13 protein-coding genes and 1 pseudogene are annotated in these 26,979 nt (G+C 42.8%); 1 reads left to right on the top strand and 13 read right to left on the bottom strand.

Annotation, left to right across the window (positions count from 1 at the left end; all coding sequences use genetic code 11):
* Positions 1–90: 90 nt before the first annotated feature.
* The 9 genes from RMX98_RS29090 to RMX98_RS29130 all read right to left on the bottom strand — a co-directional run bounded on the left by RMX98_RS29090 (position 91) and on the right by RMX98_RS29130 (position 23,174).
* Positions 91–1,488 (bottom strand): KamA family radical SAM protein, encoded by a 1,398-nt coding sequence (locus RMX98_RS29090; protein WP_322682117.1) that lies wholly within the window; start codon positions 1,486–1,488, stop codon positions 91–93.
* Positions 1,489–1,758: 270 nt separating this feature from the next.
* Entirely contained in the window at positions 1,759–2,874 is a 1,116-nt protein-coding gene (blsG, locus tag RMX98_RS29095) for an arginine 2,3-aminomutase (protein ID WP_322682118.1), read from the bottom strand.
* A 63-nt stretch (positions 2,875–2,937) separates the two neighbouring features.
* Positions 2,938–6,243 carry an amino acid adenylation domain-containing protein gene (locus tag RMX98_RS29100; protein ID WP_322682119.1) on the bottom strand — a complete coding sequence of 1,102 codons (3,306 nt, stop codon included), beginning with the start codon at positions 6,241–6,243 and terminating at the stop codon, positions 2,938–2,940.
* Complete coding sequence (locus tag RMX98_RS29105) at positions 6,230–17,662, bottom strand: non-ribosomal peptide synthetase/type I polyketide synthase (RefSeq protein ID WP_322682120.1); 11,433 nt, start codon at positions 17,660–17,662, stop codon at positions 6,230–6,232. Before RMX98_RS29105 ends, RMX98_RS29100 begins: the two co-directional genes overlap by 14 nt.
* Before the next feature lie 1,034 nt (positions 17,663–18,696).
* Positions 18,697–19,482: a DUF3102 domain-containing protein gene (locus tag RMX98_RS29110; protein ID WP_409881712.1), complete on the bottom strand. Its 786-nt coding sequence runs from the start codon at positions 19,480–19,482 to the stop codon at positions 18,697–18,699.
* Between the two features lie 380 nt (positions 19,483–19,862).
* Positions 19,863–20,168, bottom strand: a complete 306-nt coding sequence (locus RMX98_RS29115) for an alternative oxidase (RefSeq protein ID WP_409881713.1) — start codon at positions 20,166–20,168, stop codon at positions 19,863–19,865.
* On the bottom strand, positions 20,165–20,629 hold the full coding sequence (locus RMX98_RS29120; protein ID WP_409881714.1) for a DUF1622 domain-containing protein: 465 nt from the start codon (positions 20,627–20,629) through the stop codon (positions 20,165–20,167). The genes RMX98_RS29115 and RMX98_RS29120 overlap by 4 nt, the downstream gene beginning before the upstream one ends.
* A 101-nt stretch (positions 20,630–20,730) precedes the next feature.
* Positions 20,731–21,555, bottom strand: coding sequence for an MIP/aquaporin family protein (locus tag RMX98_RS29125; RefSeq protein WP_409881716.1), 825 nt, complete (start codon positions 21,553–21,555; stop codon positions 20,731–20,733).
* Between the two features lie 59 nt (positions 21,556–21,614).
* Positions 21,615–23,174, bottom strand: a complete 1,560-nt coding sequence (locus RMX98_RS29130; protein WP_409881717.1) for a GMC family oxidoreductase — start codon at positions 23,172–23,174, stop codon at positions 21,615–21,617.
* Positions 23,175–23,210: 36 nt separating this feature from the next.
* On the opposite strand from RMX98_RS29130, the gene RMX98_RS29135 reads away from it, so the two are divergent.
* Positions 23,211–23,378 (top strand): hypothetical protein, encoded by a 168-nt coding sequence (locus RMX98_RS29135; RefSeq protein WP_409881718.1) that lies wholly within the window; start codon positions 23,211–23,213, stop codon positions 23,376–23,378.
* Positions 23,379–23,539: 161 nt separating this feature from the next.
* Here the strand turns inward: RMX98_RS29135 and RMX98_RS29140 are convergent, their stop codons facing one another.
* From RMX98_RS29140 to RMX98_RS29155, 4 genes and pseudogenes are all read right to left on the bottom strand, one after another.
* Positions 23,540–24,595, bottom strand: a complete 1,056-nt coding sequence (locus RMX98_RS29140; protein WP_409881719.1) for a catalase family protein — start codon at positions 24,593–24,595, stop codon at positions 23,540–23,542.
* A 135-nt stretch (positions 24,596–24,730) separates the two neighbouring features.
* Complete coding sequence (locus RMX98_RS29145; RefSeq protein ID WP_409881720.1) at positions 24,731–25,138, bottom strand: hypothetical protein; 408 nt, start codon at positions 25,136–25,138, stop codon at positions 24,731–24,733.
* An 88-nt stretch (positions 25,139–25,226) separates the two neighbouring features.
* Entirely contained in the window at positions 25,227–26,540 is a 1,314-nt protein-coding gene (locus RMX98_RS29150; protein WP_409881722.1) for a phthiocerol/phthiodiolone dimycocerosyl transferase family protein, read from the bottom strand.
* Between the two features lie 106 nt (positions 26,541–26,646).
* Positions 26,647–26,979: pseudogene (locus RMX98_RS29155) on the bottom strand (NAD(P)-dependent oxidoreductase); the annotation flags it as partial.

Below are 26,979 nucleotides of genomic sequence, written 5' to 3' on the forward strand. Positions count from 1 at the left end.
CTCTAGGCAGAGGAAAATGTGAAATTTTTTTATTTTGTTGAGTCTTGGGTTGATGAGTTCAGTTCTGCAATAACTAGTCTCTGATCCCGATTAACTGTAGGCAGTTTTAGCTTTGTTGAGTGCTTCCTCGCAGATTTTTTGCCGTTGCTGGGGGTTTTTCCAGTCTTTTTGAATGCCTTCGCCCAGACTGTGCAGCGGATCGAAATACAAGAAATACTTTCCAGGCTTCACAGCAGGAGCTGTGTACACGCTCACGCCCGTCTCACGATTGTAATATTCGTAGGAATGAATGCAGCGTTTGCCACCGCCACCTGGGGTATCTAGGACAAATGTTGGAGTTTTGAAGCCTGCAATTACACCACGCACATTTTTTTCAATGTTGATCGCTGTTTGAACCGAAGTGCGAAGGTCTTCCACGCCTTGAACCAAGTCGTGTTGATAAACATAGTAAGGTTGAATATTAATATAACTTAATCGTTTGACAAGAAGTTGCATCTGTTCAACTGTATCGTTGACACCACGTAGAAGTACTGTCTGATTGCGTACAATTAAACCACGCTCGAACAACAGCTTCATTGCACGCAAAGTTATATCCGTGATTTCGTTGGCATGATTGAAATGTGTATGTAAAGCGACTTCTTTGTAGAGTTTATTTCCTAAAGACAGTACAGAGGTTATGGCATCTAACCACTTCTCATCAGTTAAAATTTTCATTGGCATCACTGCAAGTCCCTTGGTTGCAAAGCGAATGCGTCGGATGTGAGGTATCTGAAGCAGCCGAAAACCAATGGTTTTTATGTGTTTAGCAGATAGGTTGTAGGTATCGCCACCACTAATAACAATGTCCTCAAGTTCTGGACAAGACTCGATGTAGTTGAATACCGCTTCCCAACGTTGGGGATCTATAGCTAGATTAGCTTTCTTCACCATGTTGGTGTCGTTACCGACAGCATAGCTACGGGTACAAAAACGGCAGTAAGTTGGGCAAGTATCGAGTGGCAAAAACAGTGCTTTTTGAGGATAGCGGTGAACAAGACCAGGTACAGGAGCATTTCCAAGTTCATGCAGCGAGTCAAAGCTCAGCATGGGATGGTTTTCCATCAACTGGTTGTTCACCGGAATAAATTGTTTACGGATCGGGTCGTTCCAAGGGTCATTCCAATCAATCAAGCTGAGTAAATAGGGAGTTATTCGCACAGCCATTGGCACTTGAGAAAATCCCTGACAAGCAGCTTCAATGAAATCATCAGGAACAATGCCTTTAATAATGTTAATTAATTTATTTTCAGTGTATACCGAATTAATTTTCTGCCATTTATAGTTGAGAAAATCTTTGGAGGAAATTTTCTCAAACTTAGGAATTTTACGCCAAAACTCGTCTTCTTGAATTTGGCTGTATTTAGGTGAATAAATATCTCCTACTGGTTTGACTTTTTCCAAAACTGGAAGTTTAGCTTCGGTTGAATTTATTAACACTTTAGAAGTCATGCAATTACCTTGTCTAAATTTGGAGTAGTTCCGGTATAAGTAAAGCCTTGCGGTTTTACTTTGCCGTTGGATTTTAAGGCTTTTAGGACTGGGACTACTAATCGATGTGTGCGCTTGGTTGCTGCATAATCCTATGATCTAATCAGCACATAGCGCTTAAAATTCTCAAATAATTTCTATTTTTACAGAATGATTTCAGAGTCATATGTACCTACCAAATTCAGCTGGAGTGGAGAAATATCAAGGACAAATTCTCCGTTTCCCTAATCTCTAAACTTTGCTGTTTGAATCTGGTAGCCCTGTCATTTTTATCGTCTCTCCTTTATAGTTTTCAATCCAGAATCCATTTTGGTCTTGATGAAATTGCTCTTGCCACAGAGGAATCTTACCTAGAGAGGTTGTAATGATATACTGGGGAACTGCGAATCCGGTCATATGTCCCAATAAGCCCTGCATAATCTCACGCCCCTTTTCTATGCTGGTGACAAAGTGAGAGACACCAGTGACATTATCACAGTGATAGAGATAATAAGGACGGACGCGAATTTTAAGTAGATTATTGAGTAGCGATCGCATCGTTTCTAGATCATCATTAATACCTTTCAAGAGAACAGTTTGATTCTGTACTACAACACCGTGCCTTAATAGGCGATCGCAAGCTTGTGCAGCCTCTAGGCTAATTTCGTTAGGATGGTTAAAGTGGGTATTTAACCAAATAGGATGGTACTTGTCGAGCATCTGACAGAATTCTGGTGTGATGCGCTGAGGCAACAAAACTGGATAGCGGCTGCCAATACGAATAATCTCCACATGGGGAATCTTTCGTAAACGAGAGATAATTAATTCCAGTTTGCTGTCCCCATAGGTCAACGGATCGCCTCCTGTGAGTAGTACATCGCGGATCTCTGGATGGCTGGCAATATAATTAAAGTCTTCTTCCCACGAGACTGCTTCGCTTTTCTCAAAGTAAGTACCTTGCAAATCTGTAGTATGATACTTGCGCGTACAGTGACGACAGTACACTGCACAGACCTCTGTCACCAGCATGATCACTCGATCTGGATACTTGTGTACAACTCGATTAGTTTTACGGTAATATGTGTCGCCTACAGGATCGGGAGATGCATTCAAATAAGGTGCGAATTCCTGCATTTGTGGTACTGCTTGCTGCCGAATGGGGCACTTTGGATCATTCTTATCCATTAATGATGCATAGTAGGGGGTAATGCTCCAGCGATATTTCCCGACACACGCTTTGATCGCTTGCTCTTCATCTTCGCTGACATTTATCCATTCTCGGAGTTCCTCAACAGTTGTAATGCGATGTTGTAGCTGTGAACGCCAATCATCCCAAAGAAGCTGATGTTTTTTTTGCTTTAATTCCATGTTTTTGTCCTCATTTTGTAGACTTAACTTTTACTAATTGCTAATCCGAGCAAAATACTCATACTAAATTGTTGACCTTAATGTTGTCTGGAGCATAACTTGGATTTCCTCATCGGACATCTGATTAAGTTTTTGTCGCAAACGAGCTGTGGTTGCCACCTTTCCCGGTTCAGTTTCATGCTCGATCAAAGCTTTTACTAAGCCATTAACATTAGGAGTTTCAAACAAGCTGCGGATCGGGAGATTTACTCCGAAGGTTTGCTGGAGGCGAGATATTAATTGTGTTGCTAACAGAGAGTGACCACCCAGTTCAAAGAAGTTATCATAAATTCCTACACGCTCAAGACCAAGAACCTCCGCCCATATTTGAGCTAAAACTTCTTCCTCAGGAGTTCGAGGCATAATATACTCTTGTTCTAAATTGTTTTCGAGTACCTCTGGTATAAGTAGAGCCTTGCGATCTATTTTGCCACTGGGTGTCAAGGGCAAAACCTCTAGCATCACAAAAGCTGCTGGCAACATGTAATCAGGTAGTTTCTGTTTAATAAAATGGCGAACCTCAATGGTGCTAAATTTTTCTTGGTTGGGAACTACATAGGCAATAAGACGCTTATTACCTAGTTTGTCTTCGCAAACAACCACCGCAGACTCGCGCACCTCTGGGTGTTGGGCTAGTATGGCTTCAATTTCTTCTAGTTCGATGCGGAAGCCACGAATTTTTACCTGATGATCAATCCGACCGATAAATTCAATGTTGCCGTCAAGTCGATAACGAACTAAATCTCCAGTTTTGTAGAGACGGCTTCCTGAATCATGGCTAAAGGGATTGGGTATAAATTTTTCACTAGTCAAGTCTGAATGGTTCAGGTAGCTTCTAGCAAGACCAGCACCACTGATGTGCAGTTCACCCGGAACCCCGATAGGTAATGGCTGTAGGTATTGATTTAGGACATAGGCTTGGACATTATGAATAGGGCGTCCAATTGCTACCTCTTGTGATGCCGTATCCACTTGGGCTGATGGCGATAACTCGTATGTTGTTGTTACTGCTGTCGTTTCTGTTGAACCGTAAGTATTCACCAACCGCACGTTTGGGCTTACATATTTGTGCCATATGATTAACCGCTCTTGAAGCACCCCTTCTCCACCAATAATTACTAAACGTAAAGATTTAGGAAAGACTGATGCTTTAGTCAAAGCAAGGTGTGCTGTCAATTCATGCCAGTATGCCGTTGGTAGATTTACTACAGTTAGCGACCAATCTTGGCACTTTTGCAAAAACGTCGAGACAGAATCGAGCATCGAAGGTGTACGCAATACAAGCGTTGCCCCTGCGCTCAGACAAGGATATATATCTTCTGCACTCGTATCCCAACTAATTGAGGAAAACTGCAAGATGCGATCGCATGGCTGAAATGCATATTTAACATTTGTGGTCTGGGTGTAATTCACTAAAGATTTGTGTTCAATCATTACACCTTTTGGTTTTCCTGTAGACCCAGATGTGTATATCACATAGGCTAAGTTTTCCGGTGTCACCACGCTAGGAGGCTTTTCTACACTCTCTGTGGCAATTGTTTCCCAGTCGCTATCCAGACAGATCACTTGCACCTGATGCTGAAAAAGACTCTTCACTAGTGGCTTATGCGTCAAAAGCAGCGCCACCTGACTATCCTTGAGCATGAAAGCCAACCGCTCTTCGGGATAAGCTGGATCTAAAGGTAAATAAGCGCCGCCAGCTTTGAGAATACCCAGCAACCCCACCAGCATCAAGGGCGATCGCTCTATACAAATGCCCACTAAAACTTCTGGTCTTACTCCCAAGGCTTGCAAGTGATGTGCTAGTTGATTTGCTTGGGCATTCAATTCTCGATAGGTTAGCTGCTGCTCCTCAAAGACCACCGCCACTGCATCCGGTGTTCGCTCTACTTGAGCTTCAAACAGCTCGTGAATACATTTATCTTGAGAATATTTTTTTTGAGTATTATTCCATTCTACCAGCAACTCGTGTCGTTCAGCAACCGTCAGTGGGGATAAATCTGAAATCCGTTGTTCTGGATGATTAACAATGTTTTCCAATAAAGTCTGGAAATGCACAAGTATTCTGTCAATTGTGGCGGCATCAAAGCGTTTGCTGTCGTAGTCAATGCCCAAGAATAACTTCTCACCTGGCATTGCTTCTAGAGTCAGAGGATAGTTTGTACGTTCAAAACTGCGAACATTTTCAATGCTTAAACCACCAAACCGCTCTTGTAAACCAACTTTGAGCGGGTAGTTTTCAACTACAACAATACTCTCAAATAAAGTCATGCCTCGTGGTACATCACTCCATCCTTGAATATCGATGAGTGGGGTATAAGAGTACTGCTCGCGCTCTACCTGTTGAGCCTGTAGTTGCTGTAGCCATGCCAATAAGGAGAGATCCTTTGCAACTTGCACTCGCGCTGGTAGGGTATTGATGAATAGCCCGACCATTGACTCAACTCCTGGTAAGGTTGCTGGACGCCCAGAAACCGTAACCCCAAAAATCACATCCGATTCACCACTGTAATAACTTAACAACAGCGCCCAAACTCCCTGTATGAGAGTAGCGATCGTTAGATGATATTGGCGAGCAAGAGTTTGTAGTGCGCTTGACAAAGTTTCTGAAACCCAGAGGTGCTGCTGATCATATTTTTGCTCCTCACTAGAGATTCCCTTAGAGGACTTGGTGCCAAATAAAGGAGTAGGTACACTAAACCCCCGCAGACTTTGTTGCCAGAAAGTTTCGGCTTCATTAAGATTTTTTTCCTGTAACCAAGCAATATAATCTCGATAAGGACGCGAAGTGATATCTAAATAGATGTCTTTACCTTGGCTAAAGGCTTCATAGAAAGCAAAAACTTCTTTAAAGATAATCGACAGACACCAGCCATCGAGAAGTAAGTGATGATTGCTCCAGATGAATTGCCAAGTAGTTTTTGCAACTTGAATCAAGGTAAAGCGCATCAGTGGTGCTTGCTTGAGATCGAAACCGAGCTGGCGATCGCTTTCTAAAAAAGCTTCTAATCGCTTTTCTTGCTCCTCTGAGGTTAACCCCAGCCAATTTTGCTGTTCCCAAGGCACATCCACCTTGCTATGCACAACTTGTAAAGGTTTATCCAACTCATCCCAGTGAAAAGAAGTCCGTAAAACCGGATGCCTAGCTACAACCTGCTCCCAAGCTTGCTGGAATGCCAAAACCTGGAGATCGCCATCAAGGGTACAGATTAGTTGCTCAAAGTAAACACCTGAGTTAGGAGCATACAGGGTGTGAAAAAGCATACCCTGCTGCATGGGTGATAACTCGTATATATCTATAATCTCGTCCACGGAATTATCTTTTACCATTTTGTCTAATTTTTCCAAGGAAAGCATCGAGCTGTTTTTGGTCTATTCTGGCTCCGGCAAAATCAGAGGGAGTGTATCCCTTTGTTTGTGAAGACTGGCAGTGAGTAATCAAAGATACTAAAGCTGTCTTAAATCCCTGTGATAGACGCTCAACTGTTTCTCGTTTATGGATATTTTGGCTATACGTCCAATTCACTTGCAGCCGTTCTGAAGTGATGAAGCCGTCTACTTCCAATAGATGAGCGCGTTTGGCAAGGAGGCTATTAGTTGCTCCACTAGCTTCTTTAGCAAACCCCAACAGTGGAGATTCCCACAGTCCCCGGTCTAACTGTCCAAGATAGTTAAAACTGATTTCTGCTTGGGGAAAATACTTGAGTTTTGAGCGGGTAACTACATCTTGGCTCAAGTATCGTAGAATTCCGTAGCCGATGCCCCGATTTGGCAGACGACGTAGTTGTTCTTTAACTAACTTTAAAGTTTCTCCAGGGCGATCGCTTGTTTCAAGTTCTAGAAGAACGGGAAATAGAGTCGTAAACCACCCGACTGTGCGAGACAAATCAACATTCTCAAATAGTTCTTCCCGTCCATGACCTTCTAAATCGACTAGTAAAGAACGTTTACCAGTCCATTGGGCGAAGCTCTGCAACAGTGCAGTCAAAAGTATATCATTAATTTGCGTGTTGTAAGCTTGGGGTACTTCTTGCAATAAAGCTTGGGTCTGTTCCACACTCAAAGCAATTGCAACTTGATCTATTGAACCAACTGTATTGGACTGTTTGTCAGATGAATAGTCTACTGGCAAGGGTGCAATATTCAAACGAGATTCTTCCAGCCAGTAATCTAACTCAGTAGCCAAAGCTTCAGATTGCCCATACTCCACTAATTGTTTAGCCCAATCTCTGAAGGCTGTTGTTTTCGGTGGTAGTTGAACCGCTTCTCCTCGACTGAGTTGTTGGTAAGCTCTAGCAAAATCCTCTAATAAAATCCGCCATGAAACTGCATCTACGGCTAAATGATGAATCACTATTAACAATCGGCTTGGTTTGTTAATGCCAAAATGAAACAGAGCTACCTGAATAATTGGGCCTTTTGATAAGTTCAAACTAGCTTGGAGAACGTTTGCAGTAGATTCAAGAACTGAGAACTGTTGGTCTGCTGCGACTGCTGATAAATCTATAACAGTGAAAGGTATTGTCTGGTTAAGGAGAGTATTGATTTGCTGCCAGCCTGACTCTGAAACCGTATACCGCAAGCGTAGTCCATCGTGATGTATCAGCAATTGCTGCACAACTTGCTTGAGTATATCTGTCTGGATGTTTGGTAATACCTCCAGGAGAACCGATTGATTGTAGTAGTGTGCTTCAGATAGATTCTGCTCAAAGAATCTGTGTTGAATGGGTGTCAGGGGTACAGAACCAGTAACTAAACCTTGTTCGGCTTGAATAGCGGTACTTGTACTGACTACAGTAGCTAACTCAGCTATGGTCTGTTGCTGAAACACCTGTTTGGGAGTCAAATGCAAACCTAGTTGATTGGCTCTGGCAACAATTTGAATGCTGAGAATGGAATCTCCGCCTAACTCAAAAAAGTTATCATGGATGCCGACTTGTTCCACTTCCAAAACTTCTTTCCAAAGATTGACTAATGTATTTTCAATGGAATTGCGAGGCAGAACAACACTGGTTTCTAGTTCTCTTTGGGAAAAATTGGGGATTGGCAAAGCCTGACGGTTCACCTTACCACTGGCCATTAAGGGAATAGCTTCCAGCATGACAAAGACAGACGGCACCATGTACTCCGGCAGTTTGGTTTTCAGATAGGCGCGTAGTTCATTGCTAGAGGTGATTTGTTGAGTTGGCACGACATAGGCGACAAGGCGTTTGTTGCCCAGGTGGTCTTGTTGAGCGGTGACGACAGTTTCCTGCACCCCAGGATGTTGTATCAGCGTCACCTCAATTTCTCCTAGCTCGATGCGGAACCCACGAATTTTGATTTGATGATCTATCCGTCCCAAAAATTCAATGTTGCCATCAGGTAAATAACGAGCTAAATCCCCAGTTTTATAGAGCTTGTCATAGGCAATTTCTGGAAATGGATTGTCCACAAAAACTGCTTGGGTTTTTAACTCATCGTTGAGATATCCTAGCCCTAGACAAATTCCTGAGAGGTAAATTTCGCCTGGTACGCCAATGGGTACGAGATTTCTTTGAGCATCAAGGATGAGAACATGGACATTAGCGATCGCTTTGCCGATAGGAATTTTGTTACCTTCTTTACCTGTAACTTGGTAGCAAATGCAGCCAATGGAGGCTTCTGTGGGGCCATATAAATTCACCACCTGTACTGTAGGAAAATGCTGGCGAAAAGTGTGGGTGGTTTCTGGCGTAATTTCTTCGCCACCAAGAATCACAGTCCGCAAAGAACTTAATTTTTGTCGCACTTGATTTTCAGCAACAAGTTGTGGAAGCAAGGTATTGAATACGGAAGGAACAAAGTCTGTAATTGTGACTCCATGTTTTTCGATTAATGCAGTTAAATTATCTGCTGTGATTCCCATATTCGGGGAGGGAAGAACGGTTTTTCCACCGTTAATTAACGGCCAGAACAACTGCCAAACTGCACTATCGTAAGTATGATGGGTGGTTTGCAAAGCTGCGATCGCTGATTCACAACCAAAAAAGTCATTCATCCACAAGAAGCGATTAATAATTCCCCGATGAGGCACAACAGCACCTTTTGGTTTACCTGTTGAACCAGATGTGTAGATGACATAGATGGGATTACTAGGGTCAATGCGAATATTGGGATTGGGTGTGGATTTATGCGATGCTAGTCCATTCACAAATAGACAAGGCCAAGCCAATGCTTCTTCTTGGTAAGGTGTCGTCTCGTTGACTAAAACAACTTGACAATTCAAATCTTCCAGTGTTTGTTTGAGTCTTTCTATTGGCCAATTAATATCCAATGGTGAGAAAGCAGCCCCAGTTTTCATTACAGCGAGCATTGCCACAACTAGTCCAATGCTTCTGTCCATCAAAACTGGCACGTAAGATCCTAGCCCAATACCCTTACTAATTAAAATCTGAGCAACTTGGTTAGCTTGTTCGTTCAAAGCTTGATAAGTAAGTTGCTGTTCCTCGAAGACAACTGCTAGCGCCTCTGGAGTCAGTTCCACTTGGGCTTCAAATAACTCATGGATGAGCTTGTCTTGGCTATAGGGCTTTTGGGTCTGATTCCACTCTATTAGCAGTTTGTGTCGCTCAAGAGATGACAGCAATGGCAATTCTGAGATCCTCTGCTCTGGATTGATAACAATACTTGTCAACAGAGTTTGGAAATTTGCTAGCAGACGCTCAATTGTAGTGGCATTGAATAGATCCAAGTTGTAATCACATCTCACCTCTAAACAGCCGTTAGTCTCAATTACATCAAAGCTGAGATCGGAACCAGTAAAACTAATTGGGTGATCAAACAAGCTAGGCTCTAGATCAAATAAACTTGTCAATGTTGCAGGACGATCTAAATTAAATGTTGTGTTGACGATAGAAAATTGACTAGCATCTCGGTCTCTTTTCAGTTTGTTTATTAACAGGGCGAAGGGATAATCTTGATGCTCATAAGCAGATAATAAAACACTCCTAGAGTTAACTAAATGCTCAATGAATGTTGCATCTTTATTAATGCCACTTCTTAAAGGTAAGAGGTGAGTACAGTAACCAACCAGTCTTTCACTACCCTGTAGCGATCGCCCAGCCACAGGAATACCAACTACAATGTCGTCATGTCCTGTCAGCCGATGTAGTAAAACTGTGTAGGCAGCCAACAGCGTCATAAATAGAGTACATCCCTTACTTATGCTCAACTGCTTGATCTGGCGATAAAGATTGGCATCTAACTGAATTGTTTGTCTATTACCTTGATATGTCTTAACTGGAGGACGAGGACGGTCAGTTGGTAAGTCTAAAACTGGAATAGAACTAGCAAATTTCTCTAACCAATAGGATTCATGAACAGCCATTTCTTCACTATGAACCTGCTGTTCTTGCCACTTCACATATTCTTGGAATTGCATAGGTGATCGGAGTTGGCAATCCTCACTGCGATAAAAAACAGCTAAGTCTTTCAGAATTACATCCATTGACCAACCATCAACGATAATGTGATGCGCCGTCATTACCAAAAGATGTAGCTGCTCTTGTAGCTTTAAAATATGAACGCGGAATAGAGGGCCGTTACTGAGGTCAAAAGCTGTCAAACTTTCATTTTGGAACCACTCAGCTATTCGTAACTCATTCTTATCAAAATTAGAGAAGTCAATTAAAGAAACGTCTGTTTTCAGTGATGGCAATATCTGTTGCAAATCACCCTTGGTGCTAATAGTTGTACGCAGCGCCTCATGGCGGTCAACTAGTTTTTGCACCGCTTGACGCATGACTTCCAAGTGGAATACACCTTTTAATTGCACGCTCAACGTGACATTGTAGGCGAGTGAGCTATCTTCACCTATCTGTGCCAAAATCCAGAGTTGCTTTTGTGCTTCGGTTAGGGGAACTATCTTTACATCCTGGCTAACAGCTTTAGTGTCATTGCTAACCTTGGAGGATGATTTTGCAGGTTTGTCTGGGAAAAAACTACCACTTCTTAGTTCCTCAACACTTTCTTTGACCGCCTGAATCAAGTAATTAATATCTTCGTCTGTATGAGCTGTAGACAGGAAACAGTTGCGTCCTTCCCAAATATAAATTCCCTTGTTCATCAAGTGATAAAACAGTAAATCTGCATTTTCTAAGAAGGAAAACCGGAACAATGAACCAAAGTTGATGATGCGAATGGGGAGATTTTCAGCTTCAAAGTAAGCATTTAATTTTCTAGCTAACTGATCTGTTCGCTGATTCAACTGTTGTTGCACAACCGCACCGCATTGCTTGATGTGTGTAAGTACAGCGCGGGCGGTAGCCATCGCCAGAGGATGTTTGCAGAACGTGCCTGCAAAAAATGTTGTGTCTGCTTGAGGATAAGACGCATCCCCATAGTTCCACATCCCGCCGTCAATTCCATCCATGTAGACAGCTTTACCTGCAACTACCCCAATGGGCATTCCGCCACCGACGATTTTGCCATAAGTAGCAATATCTGCATCAATCCCAAACCATGCTTGCGCTCCACCAGGATGAATCCGAAACCCAGTAATCATTTCGTCAAATATCAATACGATTCCAGTTTCGCGGGTTAATCGTCTGAGTTGATGAAGAAACTCTTGAGGTTGTAAATCTGGTCTGCGGCTTTGCACAGGCTCAACTAAAACAGCTGCTAATTCCTGTGCATGGGCTTGGATAATTTCTAGAGATTGCGGATTGCCATACTCTAGGATTAGGATATCTTCTACCGTTTTCGGTGTAATTCCTGGGGCAATGGGTATGGCATTTGGATTCTCGTCTGCCTGAGCTATGCCCAAAACACCATCAAAATGACCGTGATATGAACCAGCAAACATTGCAATTTTGGTGCGTCCGGTGGCTGTCCGTGCGAGCCGCAATGCTGTCATTACAGCTTCAGTACCAGAGTTACTGAAATTGACTCGTTCCAACCCTGTAAGTTCGCAGATTAAGTGCGCCACTTCTCCAGCTAGCCTAGTTTGGGGGCCAATTTGGATGCCTTGTTTGATTTGTACTTCTAATGCTGCGGCGATAAAGTCGGGATGGTGTCCGAAAAGGTTTACGCCGAATCCCATAGTGATGTCTATGTATTCGTTGCCGTCTACATCCCAAATTCTAGAACCACTGGAGCGATCGCCAACTATCGGATAGAGCATTTCCTTTGTGGAGAACCGAAAACCAGCTGAAGCTCTGTTATCTGCTAAAACTGGACGATAGCTTTGTGCCAGTTGCTTGGATGTAGGAGTGCGTTTAGTGTAACAATCGATCAGGTCTTCCAAGTGACGTTGTTGTTGGGGATTCAACCCTCTGGCACGAATCTCTGCAACTCGCCAGGGAGGAAGGGGGGAAGATGATTTACTTGGCGCTGATGCAGGCGTTGTTTTTGCCGCCTGTTTGGAAATTATGGGTGTTGTTTGGGATGCAGATTTTGAATGTCCATTGTTAGAGGGAACAAAATTTGCTGCTGACAAACCACCGCCTTGCAAAACTTGCAATTGCTGAGACATCAGAGAAAGTTGTTGCTGAATAATTTCTTCTACCACAGTTTTAGGTGGTGTTTTTGTCTCTGGCGATCGCAATTCTTCCTGTACATCTTCTGCTGCCACAGATTCGGATTTGGTATTCTCTTCTACATACCTTGCCAGTGCATCAAGCGTTGTCAATTCTTCAAATAACTGGCGAATGGAAATCTTAATTCCATAAGTATTTTCAATCGTTCGTACAGCATCAACTAGAACAATAGAATCAGCACCCATTTCTAAAAAAGGAGCTTGAACATTGATGTTTGATGGCTCTGATTTCAGTAATTTCGCTACAAGAGAGCGTAATGTTTGCAGTGTTGTTTGCCTCTGCTCTGATTTGGCAGGTACAGCAACTGGGGATTTAAATCCGTTAGTAGTAATTTGTGTATTCATTACGTCTTGTGCTTCAAACCAATAACGTTTTCTTTGGAAGGGATAAGTAGGTAACGAAAGCAGACTGCGTGAGTAATCTTGCTCGAATCCTGACCAATTAATCTTTACTCCTTCCAGATATAGGGTTGATAAACTTTCCAGCAATATTTGCCAATCATTTTTTCCAGCAGCTAAAGATGGTAGCCAAACAGCATTTTCTTGCTGCTGACAACGTTTGCTCAGAATTGACAGAATGGGCTTTGGCCCAATTTCTAAAAATATTTCGTAGCTTTGTGCCAATAAGGTATTTATCCCTGCCATAAATCTCACTGGGTTGCGAGTGTGGCGTCGCCAATAGTTGGCATCAGGAATATCTTCTGGCAACAAAAACTTACCTGTTAAATTGGAAACTATTGGTATGCGTGGAGACTGAAATTTAATTTGGCTGGCTTGTTGTTCAAATACGTCCAGCATTGGCTCCATTAAGGAGGAGTGAAAGGCGTGGGAAACGTTTAACCGCCTAGTTTCTATCCCTTGTGATTCTAAGGTGAAAATGACTGCTTCAACTGCCTCATACATACCAGAAATCACGATATTCTCAGGAGCGTTAATGGCAGCAATTGATACTTCATGAGGATAAAATTGAATAGCTGCTGTGACTTCCGCTTCAGTGCCAAACACGGCTACCATCTCGCCTAAAGGCGGCAGTGCTTGCATTAAGCGCGCCCGTTCGCTAATCAACTTCAGCCCATCTTCAAGACTGAACACCCCAGCGACGCAAGCAGCAACATATTCGCCTATACTATGACCCATTACTGCTGCTGGTTCGATACCCCAGGACTGCCATAATTTTGCTAAGGCATATTCCAAAGCAAATAAAGCTGGTTGGGTATAGGCAGTTTGATCTAGGGGGGAAGCGATATCTTCGGTGAGCTTCGCTAACGCACTTTCAGGATAGAGGACTGAAAGTAGAGGTTGTTCTAGGTAAGGAAGTAAAATCTCGTTGCAACGATCAAGGCAAGCACGGAAGGTCGGCTGAGTTTCATAAAGTTGCCTTCCCATATCTATATATTGGGAACCCTGACCGGTAAATAAGAAGACAATTTTAGGTTGCTTATTGCTATTTATATGTTTGCTGTTTAAGTCAACAGTTTGCTCCTCGGCAGTGAAAGCACTTAGCGCTTGATGTAACTGTTCTTTAGTTTGGGCGATGGTAGCTAGCCGATGGTCAAAATGCGATCGCCCAGTATTCGCAGTAAAACAAATATCTGCCAGTGATGCGCCAGGATTGTTACTGAGATAAACTGCGTAATTTTGTGCTAATTCTCTTAAAGCTTGCTGATTTTTGGCCGAGAGAGTCAGTAAGTGTTTTGGACGCTCAATATCGGTCTTGATAGCTGGCAATGCTGGTGCTTCTTCCAATATTACATGGGCATTGGTACCCCCGAAACCGAATGAAGATACACCAGCTAGCCGTCGTTGCGTACCACGAGGCCACAGCTGAGGTTCGGTGGCGATGGACAACGGCATATCTTTTAAAGAAATATGCGGATTAAGGTTTCGCAAATGCAAATGAGGTGGAATTTCCCCATGATGTAGCGACAGCGCGACTTTAATTAAACCTGCAATGCCAGCAGCAGCTTCTAAATGACCTATATTGGTTTTAACAGAGCCAATTCTACAGTTTTGCTCTGGCGATCGCCCTGGTATCAGCACTGCTTTAAGGGAATTGAGTTCGATAGTGTCTCCCAATAAAGTGCCGGTGCCGTGGGCTTCTACATAATCAATCTCTGCTGGTGTGACATTAGCGTTTGCTAAAGCTTGAGAAATTACTGCCTGCTGTGCATGACCATTAGGAGCTGTAAGTCCATTGCTGCGACCATCTTGGTTAACGGCCGAGCCTTTGATCAATGCCAAGATATTGTCTCCATTGGCGATCGCATCAGAAAGACGCTTGAGAATTACTACTCCGCAACCTTCACCACGTACATAACCATCAGCACTGGAATCAAATGTTTTGCAGCGACCATCACCTGCCATCATTCGTGTTTGAGAGAAAGTTATTGTCAATTGGGGAGACAAAATTAAATTTACACCGCCAGCTATGGCTAATTGGCATTCCTCTTGACGTAAACTTTGGCAAGCTTGATGAACTGCTACTAACGATGAAGAGCAGGCTGTGTCTACGGCCCAGCTAGGCCCTTGCAAATCTAGCAGATAGGACAAGCGGTTAGCAGCGATACTTAAAGCGTTGCCAGTACCATAGTAAGCATCCGTACTCGCAGCATGATCAGACAACAACCGTGAGTAATCATAGTTGCTGATGCCAATAAATACCCCTGTTTTACTTCCTGCTAATTGCTCTGGTATCTGTCCAGCATTTTCTAAAGCTTCCCAGCTAACTTCTAATAAAAGTCGTTGTTGGGGATCCATTGTCTCCGCTTCTCGTGGAGAAACTCCAAAAAATTCTGGCTCGAATCGATCCACTTGTTCAAGGAAACCACCCCAACGAGTGTTCATCTTGCCAGGATACGTTGACGTAGGGTGATAAAAGGCATCGATGTTCCAACGTGACGCAGGTACTTGTTGGATAGCATCAACCCCATCATGTAGAAGTTGCCAAAAACTTTCTGGTTCATTAGCTCCTGGAAAACGGCAACCAATACCAATAATTGCGATCGCCTCAGTTTGTGTTTGACGTAAAGTGGTAGTATTTGGTATTTCTCGCTGGTCAATCGGAGTTTTTGCTCCTAAAAACTGGGATAGAGCTTCAATGGAGGGATAATCATAAAATATGTCAGGAGAAAGCTGTCGTCCTATAAATTCCTGTAATTCACCAGAAAACCTGACAATTTTCAAAGAACTCAAACCATAATCAGCTAACGGTTGGCGAATATCTATATTTTCTGGAACTAGTTGCAGTTCTTGGGCAACTTTTGAAATTAACCAAGCAGCAATCTCTTGTTGACTAAAAGATTTCTCTGGGATAGCTGTTTGATGAGAATTTTTACTTTCTAAACTCAATGGCAGTGTCGTTATTTGTACTTGTTGCAATAGCGATTCTACTTGTGTTTGTAAATCTCGGAATTTTGTTTTGTTTTGAGGATTCGCACACCAATCTGCAACTATATCTAGGCTTCCAGATAGAAATCCAGCCCGACAAGCACTGCGTTGAAGCTTGCCACTAGAAGTTTTTGGTAGGGTGGCAGTCTTAAGTAACAGCACAGCATAAATTTCTAGATCGTGTTGCTGTGCCACTGCTTGACGAATTGCCTCAATCACTTCACTAGCGTTTAGCTTCCGCAGATAAGTCCGCTCTATCTCTTGAGCAATTACTAACTTTTCTTCGCCATTGATATCTACCGAAAATGCCGCCCCACAATTTACTCGCAAAGCTGGATGACACTGTTCTACAGTTTGTTCAATATCTTGTGGATAATGATTACGTCCCAAAATAATAATTAAATCTTTCAATCGGCCTGTGATAAAAAGTTCACCATCCAACAAAAATCCTAAGTCTCCTGTCCGCAGAAAATGCCCTTCCCCAGTATCTACTAAATAAGCTTGAAATGTTTGTTGTGTTTGCTCAGGTCGATTCCAATAACCCTGAGTGACGCTCGAACCTGATACCCAAATTTCTCCTATTTGGTTACTAGGACATTGTGTTAATGATTCAGGATCAGCAATTACTATTTTTGTATCTAACCATGAACCTCCACATCCTACTAAATGTCTGGTATTTTGTTTGTTAAAAGAAGTCTTAACTACCCTATTCTGTTCTAGTGCGTCTGCCTCAACCGCGCAGTAAATCGGCTCATTTTTGACAGTGCCACCTGAAATCATCAGAGTAGATTCAGCCATACCGTAACAAGGATAAAAGGAGCTAAGACTGAAACCATAGGGACGGAATGTATCTGCAAACCGCTCTAAAGTTTCTTTACGAACTGGCTCTGCACCACTGTAAGCACTGCACCATCTGCTTAAATCAAGATTTTTTTGTTGTTCTGGAGTAGTATTTTTTACGCATAATTCGTAGCCAAAATTAGGACTACCAGAATGGTTTGCTTTATAGTGTGAAATCGCTTTTAACCATCTAATAGGTTGTTGTACAAAAGCTGTTGGTGGCATTAAGACACCTAAAAAACCCGTATATAAAGGTTGAAGAATTCCGTCGATTAGTCCCATATCGTGAAAACTGGGTAGCCAAGTGACAGAAACACTGTCTTGTGTTAATTCAAAAGCTTGCTTAATGTATTCTGAATTTTGTAACAAATTCCTATGACTTACCATTACCCCTTTTGGCATTCCTGTAGAGCCAGAAGTGTACTGGAGAAAAGCAAGTGTTTCACTATTGATTGCTGGTTTGTACCAAGTTTTAACCTGATTAGTAGCAATATTATCTGTTGTTATGCAGTTGAATCTTGTCAAGGCTAGATCATGTTCAGCAAAGTGATTCTCTATGTTGATTAATAGTTCTTTTGTTGTGAGAATTATCTTCGCTTGAGAATCATCTATGATCGCTTGTAGCCTAGATATTTTTTGATTCCGTCTAGGTGGATAAACAGGAACAGCCACTACTCGTGCATACAAACATCCAAAAAAAGCAGCAATAAATTCCAACCCAGGTGGGTAGACTAGCAAAGCACAGGAGTCAGTTGCATTTAGGCTTTGAAGTTGGATGGCGATCGCTTGTGCCTGTTGCTCCAACTGTTTATATGTCAAACTGTCTGATTCTATTTCTCCATCTTGTAGAAAAATGAAAGCTTTTTGGTCGGGCTGATGTAGCGATCTGTGACACAAAATATCTACTAAAGTAGTAATATTAACTGGATAAAAACTATTAAAGGTTGAATTCTGATTATTAATCATTTAAATATCTCCAACAATCTGGCAAATCTTTTTTATAAAGGCTGTTTTAAAAGTTATATAAATATAACTTTTAAAGCTAGAAAACCCTATTTTGATTGGAAAGCTCTCATGTTCAAGTTTCAATTAATTCTAGAAACTCATCAGCTAAATCAATAAAATTTAACAAAATTCGTATTTGAATAATGAAATTAAGATGGCTGTTAATAACTAAATCAGGTGGACTGTTGATTATACTCAACTTAATTTATGACAGTCCAAGAACTATTCAAGAAAACTACTTAATACTTATATGCTGACGAAGCAAAAAAGTGCTTTCTTTTCTTAGTAAGACTATATTTGCTTTTATCACATTAAAAAAACTATCTAAAAGTAGATTATAAAATCATCCATAAGGAAGAGAATAAGACTTTTTAAGTTTAAAAATCGAGCTATATTTAAATCAAAAATTGGTGCAGTGATGTGAATTTAATCAAACTAAAAAATAGCAGTAGAGAGCAAGTGTGACTTGAAAAAGATTTCGGACAGTTTGTCCAAATTTAATTGGCAAAAACGTCCAAAAGATAACATTAAGGAAAACTAAACTGCTCAAGCTTTATGCCTGTATACAAGATAAAGGTTTTGGCAATAGGGATGCCTACGGCGGCAAGCTACACAACGCTTGTGAGAAATCCGCTTAGAGGATGTCTGAGAAGTATTAAATATTTCACTTGATCCTTCCTAGCTCCCCTTAAAAAGAGGGGAACCGGAATCAAAGTCCCCCAATTTATCGGGGGATTTAGGGGGATCTACAAGTCTCAAATACAACACCAAAAAGTTTTCAGACATCCTCTTAAAGGGAAAAGTTGGCCATGAGTAGTATTAATGTGGATTTGTGTCCATTTTCTTCTTTCAAACTTATGATCGCTTAGTTAATGCGTTAACGAAGTTATAGCAATCTTAAATCAGTTATGAAAATTTACACGTATAGAAAAAATGCATCACCGAACGATGAAATAATTTTTAAAACTAAGTCTGTTACGGTAAGTTTTATCAAACTACTTTGTTTTATTAATATTTTGTAATAAATTTAATTTAGAACGAAGTTTAGTAATATCTGCCTGAAGTTGCTCATTCGTTATCTGTAATACTTCTAATTTAGTTTTATAGGTATCACGCTCGACTATCAATTTCTGTAGTTCATCTTTTTGAGGCGCAAAAAAAAGTGGTATAGAATCATTAGCGATTTGTTCTATCTGACTAACCTCTACTTTATTTAGATCGCTCTGTTGGCTAGTTGAAGATACTTTTTGTTGCTGTTTTTTGGCTTTTTTAAGAGTTTTGTATTTGTTGATGAGTTTTTTAGCAACATCTGCATCTACTACTTCTCCTGCCTCCAAAATATCTATTGCTTCATCTCTAGCTGCTTGCGAAGTACTAGGAGCTGCCAGCTTACAGAGAGCAGTAGGAGTAATATTGTTAATCAAATTTCCGATTATCGGAAATTTGGATTCAAATGCTTTAGCAATATTCATAAACTCATAAGCTGAAGTCTTACCCATTCCAAACTCTTGTCGTAACCAAGGCAGAAACTCGCCATGCTCTATAATATTTTGAGCTTCTAGTAAGTTAAGACCGATGCAATAAATATCCATAGCACTTCGTTTAAGCCTACATCGTGTGTCTTGTGCTAAAGCAGCTAGGCGTTCTTGTTTCTGTTGTTGAGTCTTAAAGTCTGATTTGCTTTTAAGTACTGAATCAGCCTTCAGTGTTACTTCTGGTTCGGTAGATATTACCTTGGCTTCTATAGGAAAAGTTACTGACTCGATATTACTAGTTTCCATACAGTACAGTCCTACCAATATTTGTATTTTTACTCAACAGTGTTTTAATTCTGTTATTTCACGTTTAAAGCAAACCTGTATTAGTTAATCAGTGTCAAGCTAATAGCTTTACGCAATATTTACTAAAACCTTTACAAAAGTCAACAGTTTAGCAAATTTTCGTATATGTTTTTTAGCGTTAAGATTGTTATACAAATAATTACTTGGTTAATGCAGTTATCAATTAACTGTGGCATTCATAAATCGGGAACTGGTATTACCTGCTGGTAATAATCTGCTAATACCCTCGCTGCCAGCAGTCCGCCCATGCTTGCACCAATCACAATTGCTTGTTGAGCGATAAAGCGATCGATCCAATAGCGATGTCTGACGACAAGCCGCTACGCGTCTACGCCCCCCAACGATTCCATAATCAATAGATGATCTAATTCGTTCCAAGTTTCAGCAAAGTGAACTTTCAATAAGTCAGTTCTGCGCCAAAAACCCAGCGTCTCGTAAAGATGCAGTACCGATAGATAGGAAAAGTAAGGAACGCGGGCGATGGTTTCCAGTGCATAAAACCGAGGGTAGGAACGATTTCCGTAAACGACATCGACAACGAATACGAAAAAACTGACTATCGCTCTAATCAAAACTTTCACAGTGCATTCCTCATTCTGAATTCTGAGTTCTGAATTTTTCCTCAAAGTTTGCAGTTGCTATCAAGAGGGCGGGCTGTTTCTCGTAATTCTCGTACTTCTCGTTGTAAAAAGAAGTTGAGGAAGGTACGAATTCCAGTAATCGCTGCAAGTTTGGCCACTGCATCCCACGAGGGGGAAATAGCTGTACCGACGATATCGGCAGCTAATAGAAATTCCAGTGCTAAAGCTAACACCACTCCAAGTTCTAAACGAATTGTTTCTTGGAGAACCCGATCGCGTCTCCAAAAACGCAAGATTTTTCGGAGTGTGAGAATGATAGCGATCGCAACTGTTAAAATTGCAATGCCTTCCAGAAAAACTTTCAAAAACATCGCAAATTCTTGCAATAATCCTTCTGCCAAAAGCGTCAATCCAGAGGTGTGTTCTGCACTAGTAGTCTGCCACCCCAAAATTGTTAGGTGGAGGTTGGGAAAAGGGGAAAGGTTAAAGGTTAAAGGAGTAAACATATGAGTCCCTTTACCCCTTGCCCTTTAAAGAGCCAAGTTTCCTTGGCGAACTACTAGAGTCTAAGGTAGTAGCTAGACAATTAGTATAAGCCGACACCCATCTAGGCTCGTTTTTTCGAGTGTGAGTGATGCTGGAAATAAGGGAGTTTGACATTTTTGAAAATACTGGGGTAATCAAAAGCGTGATAGAGCTTCCCCGTTAGGACATCCCTTTCGCCTAGTGCAATCAGCCGAAACGCCCCCACCGCGATCGCCGCACCCATTGGCGGAGCAATCCCATAAATCCACTGATGATGCCAATTTCCTGTTACCAGTGCCGGAGCAAAACTCCGCGCCGGATTGAGACTTGTTCCCGAAATTGGAGCTTCTTGCCACACCATCCCGGCAATTAACAGCCAAACTACCAAAGGTGTCCAGCGCATCAGCCGATGATGACTGACAAAGATAAAAATCGTCAACACCAACAAAAATGTAATCGTGATTTCTGATAAAAATACAATCCACAGTGGATAATTCAATCCAGGTAACGTCATGCCGTTACTAACGCTTCTGGCATAATCTCCCCACAGGGTCACGAGCAGTAACACAGCAGCGATCGCTCCGAGAAACTGTCCAATCATAAAGCCAACAAAATCTCTCAGGTGCATTTTGCCATGTATCCAAAATGCGAGTGAGACAGCAGGATTGATGTGAGAACCACTCAGTTTACCGATTGGAGAAACAGCTACAATCGCTCCACTTCCAGCAAAAATTAGTCCCGTAATCAACCGCCGAATGCTTGAATCAGGCACAAACTGTTCTATTGGCAAACCGTGTCCAAAGTTAAAGACAATTGCACTCAAGCCGATGAAAATATTGAAAGTGGCTCCCAGGAATTCTGCAAAGTATTCACGCCAATGCCAATGATTCTGAATGCTTGAGTGCATAGTTAGTAAGATTTGTCAACAATTTTGTTTTCGATAAAGCGATCGCCAAGGTGAGCGAGTTACTGGGCAATTGCTCTCTGTGATTGCTTTGAAACGCAAAGAGCTGCTTTAATTAAGTCGGTTGCTTTTTCACCGATCATAATGGCGGGCGCGTTCGTATGTCCTGTGTTGAGAGTTGGCATAATCGATGCATCGACGACACGCAACCCTTCAATTCCATGTACCCGTAGTTCGGGGTCTACAACCGCCATTGGATCAGTACCCATTTTGCAGGTGCCGATCGGGTGAAACACCGTACCGCAATTTTCTCGAACGTAAGCTTCAATGGCTGTATCTTCAGTCACATCCGCGCCAGGAGCAACTTCCCGACCGCGAAATTCATCAAAAGCACTAGTTTGAAACAATTGGCGCATTAGTTTAATCCCAGCAACAAACTTCTGCACATCGGATTGACTTTGTAGATAGTTCAATCGAATCACGGGGGTATCTTTAGGATCGGACGATCGCAAACTGACACTACCAATGTTTTCAGGATGAACCAACGCGATCAGACCCGTAAAGCCGACACCAGAATTAAGATAGCCAGGAGGCGCCCACATAATCGGGCCGAAGATTAATTCTAAATCTGGTGCAATCCCCTGATTTATCTCGCTATGCACAAACAATCCAGCTTCAGCACAGCCATTGCTGGTGATTGCCGTATGTAAATCCTGATTTGCCTCGTAGGGCACTGGAATGAGAATGTGGTCTTGTAGGTTCTGACCTACACCTGGCAAATCCGCGACCACTGGAATGCCCATTGCCTGTAATTGTGCTTTATCTCCAATGCCGGAAAGCATCAATAGCTTGGGCGAGTCGAACGAACCTGCACTTAAAATTACTTCCTGGTTGACCCTAACCTGATGAAACATACCCTCATGCAGATATTCCACACCAACGGCGCGAGTGCCCTCAAACAACAAACGTGTTACTAACGCACTTGTTTGCACCGTTAAGTTCGGGCGATCGAGAATCGGCACTAAGAATGCAGCCGCAGCACTGTGTCGTTTGCCATCTTTGACGGTCAACTGGATAGGGCCTGCTCCTTCCTGCTGCTTGCCGTTGAAATCAGGGTTGTAGTCATATCCGAGTGCTAGGGCTGCGTCTACAAAGCGTTGAGAGATGGGCGCAGGAGAAGCAACATCAGTGATGCTCAACTCGCCGTCAACTCCGTGATATGCATCAGATCCGCGTGAGGAGTGTTCGGATTTCTTGAAATAAGGCAAGACATCCTGATAACTCCAACCAGGATTTCCGAGTTCTTGCCAGCGATCGTAATCGGCAGCATTGCCCCGGAGATACACCAGGAAATTAATCGAACTGCTGCCACCCAGAACTTTACCACGCGGACAAAAGATTCTGCGATCGCCCAGATACGGTTCTGGCTCAGAGAAGTAGCCCCAGTCCACCTCCGTACCCGGTAGGGTTGTGCAGTCTAACGGGATGTGAATCTCTGGTTTCGTATCGGGATTACCCGCTTCTAGCAATAGCACATTTGTATCAGGGTCTTCTGTCAGACGATTAGCAACCACGCAACCTGCCGAACCCGCACCAATCACAATGTAATCATAGTTAGTCATGATTCTTTCTCCTGCTTTATTGTCTGTCATAGATTTTTGGAACACATCAAATCTGTGCTACGCCACCATCTGCCGGAATCGCTTCTGAGTGTCGAATCGATTTCAGTGCTTGCCCATACAGAACCCAATACCCTTGGGTTAGTGCCAAAAACTTTGAAATGTGTAGGTTGGGGAGCCACTGCGTTGGTGTTAGCGCAGCGTTAGCGACGTAGGAGCGTCGGCAGTCCGGTCTTGGGGGTTTCCCCCAAGAGGAACTGCCGAAAGGGTTCCCCGACTTGAAGCACGTGGCGTTTGAGGAACGAAACCCAACATTTTCGTGGCTTGTTGGGTTGCGCTTTGCTTAATCCAACCTACAATGGTTATGGTTATTGAGGATCGTCTAAAACTGAACTGTATGCTTGTGGCTCTTGGATACGGTGTTGTGCGTACTTCCGTCGAGCCTTAACGATTTCCTGATACACCTTCTTGCGAGCTAAGTTGACGCTACCCAGAGGTTCGTGTTCGGGCAAGGTGTGCCAAGCCATGAATGATAATCCCTCATCCAACCGCTTCCGTTCCTCGAAGTCAAATTTCTGAGCGGGAATTTTGATGGTTGCCAGTTTGATATACGGTGAGTCTTCCTCTTTCCACTCCTGCATCGGATTCTCAATCGGCGTTTTCTCATCATTGACATAAAGCTGCACCAGGAAGTTAAAGGCGGCATCCTTACCCTCCTGTGTTAGGTATTTGACGACTGCCTCACGCAAGTAAGTATCTGAAGTAGGGGTTGCACCTAGTGTATCTTGCTGATGAGGCTTGACAGAAAACTTGATCGCCAGTGAGCCAAGCCGAAAGGGAGTCGCACTCCAATACTGGATTAGCAGAGGATTTGCAACTTGTTTGCTGGTAATCGTTTTGAGAATTTCAAACGTGGGTTGTAGCGATCGCAACTCTTCTTCATTTGCCTGACCAACGCCAGCCTTCGTCAGATTGGCAAATCCTTGGGCATCGCGGACAAAGAACACCGGATGATTAATCAGCAAAAAGTCTTGGGTTTCCTGCTCATCATCCAGCACTTTTTCACCCTCTACCTGTAGAAGTTTGATGGCGAGTGCCCGAACATCGGGTACAAGATCCGATGTTAGCTGACCGCGTTTGTGTGCTGGGGAAGCATTGGAGGGTCTAACCCAAATCGGGTAAGTCTTGGGCTGGGCAAAGACACCCACCTTCAACGATTCAGGAATATTGTCCTCAACTTTGAACTCTCCCCAAACCAAGCCGTGACCTTTAGGATGATCCTTTCGCAGGTCTGGGCCTTTCTCGGCTTGAACTTTGAGATCGATGTCCACGATGGTATCGGTAGCTGCTTCTTGGGCAGCAGTGTCCAGGATGGTATCAGTAGCCGTTTCTTGGGTAGCAGTGGATAGATTAGATTGGCTCATGGTTCTTTCTCCTTATTGATTGTGAGTGTTTCAAGACTGAGAGAATGAGGGTTACTAAACAAGGTAAAAGTTAAAAGGCAAAAGAAAGAAAAATGCAAAGTGTTGCGATTTATGGGAATGATGATAGTTACTAACTCATAAGACCTCCTCTGGTTGCTGGATTGTTTTCAATGCCCGTATACCAATCCAACATCCCAATCCATCTACTATTAATATGAGGATGGCTGTGATTTGGAAAAGCAGACCCCAACCTTGCCAAGAAACTTGAGAAAGATGATCGGGACTAATTACGATCAAATGATTGTAAATTCCAAAAAGGAGCGATCCTGCTATTGAAAAGAGCAATAGCCAGCTACCAAGGCGGTAGAACTGCGTCCAAAGTAAAAAGGCTGCAATGATGGGAGTCAGAAAAATTACAATAACCACGAATGAACTCTGAAGCAAAGATAAGCCAACAGGGATTTCCACATGTGCTAAACCATGCATTCCGTTGGCGATCGCATGAAGAACCGCGATCGCTGTTCCATATTGAGCAATCTTCATCTTAATTTCTCCTGAGTAGAAAACTTCAACAGATATCATTCATTGATGGCAGTGGGAGCGCAACCGCAAATATGCAATTCTGATTAGCTTAACTAAACTTCAGGCGATGGAATGCAACAAAGTTAGATGCGATCGCCTCATTCAGTAAATGTATAGCTTCCTTGTGAAGTGTTTCCGTCTGGGATCGCAGCATCACCCGTTCGGAACACACGAGCGTGAAGAATAGTCGATCTCCCAAAGTTGCCACGCCAACTAAGCGATCGTTTTTCACACCTGTTGTGACAACAGGCCCATATACTGCCTGAAGTTCTAGCTCTCCAAACTGTTGCGCGATCGTCAATCTCGTGAGATTGCTAACGGCTATATCATAGTCCAACTGGTCTTTAAAAACTTGTAAAGCATCATCAGGACTGGGATCGGTAGACAGCCATTCTTGAAGTTGGCAAATCTTCTCAAACAGTTTGTTAGAGGTCATACTTTGCTTGAGCTGCTGTTTAACAGAACGGGCAACTTCCCAGAAATTGGCATCAGAACTTAACAAGTGAAATGTCCGTTCGGCAGTTATACAAAAACTGACATCTTCCTGGTTTGCAGATGTTAAGTAGGGTCTGAGATTAATTGGTGATGAACAATTGATGTTCTGCGGCTGTTGTGAATGATTTTGCTGGCGGACTGCTAAGAGAAAGGCGGCACAAATCGCAGCATGAACACTCGTCTGCTCTTGCCGACAGCGAGCTATGAGTAACCGCGTTGTTTCGGGTGAGAGGGAACCAGAACTGACAAATGAACGGTTATTTTGCTTCGCACGTTGCTCAAGCAAGAAAGAATCGCTCATGAACTTAGGGAGCGGCTTTAACAAAGAAACCCTTTCAGGAGCTTTCTCAATAATTAAGTCCTCTAGTGACGGAGGAGCAAATAAAGACTGTTTAAAGGCAGTGGGCGTAGCAATCGCCTGCAAAATATCTCGAATTAAGTAAGTCAAAGAAATTCCATCTGCGATCGAGTGATGACATATCACAATCAATTCTGATAATTCTACATTATTGCTTGAGCAAACCAAGACAACCCGCACTAACGGAGCTTGCGACCAAACAAAGGGTGTTGCGATTTCTTGCTCAACTTCTCGCTGCCAGTGTTGTTCGGATTGCCGTTGCACAACCCGCAGTGGAATGTCAGCAGGGTGTTGGACAAACCAAGGGTGGTTTGATTCATCTAGAGCAATCCGAACTCGCAGGAGTGGATGCCTTTGCTGTACGAGGTAAAGTGCTTGCTGAAGTTGAGCAACCGTGAATTTTCCTTTGATTTGGGCAGTGAGGACGAAATGTAAAGGATGAGCTAGATCGTGGAGCCAAAAAATTTGCTCTCCGGCTCCCAGAGGGCGATAGACATCGACAGATTGCATATATTTAATCTCTAACTACTATTCGGAATATTTATCCAGATATTTTTGTGAGCTAGAAGCGACTCTATGACAGCGACATAGTTTAGGATCGTAAATCATTTGTGAGTTAGCTTGCACTTCGCACAGCATTTCCCACCAGCCATTCCAAAGGTCGCGGCTGAAAATTTAATTCGCGTTTTGCCAAGGCATTCGATGCGCCTCGCATCTGAGTACCGTAGTAGACAGCATCTGCACCACCGATTTGCAGAGCATCTGCAACCGATATCTGCGGTGGCGGTGGAGCATTGAGCCAACGAGCAAAAGCCGGGAGCCACTCGCGCACTTCTAAGGGGCGATCGCCCGCAATCAGGTAAATACCAGGATTGCCTCGCTCTGCTGCTGCAACTGTGGCGATCGCTGCATCTTCAACATGTAACCACGACCATACACCTTTGCCATT

This window comes from Nostoc sp. DedQUE02, assembly GCF_034531035.1.
Taxonomy (GTDB): Bacteria; Cyanobacteriota; Cyanobacteriia; order Cyanobacteriales; family Nostocaceae; genus Nostoc.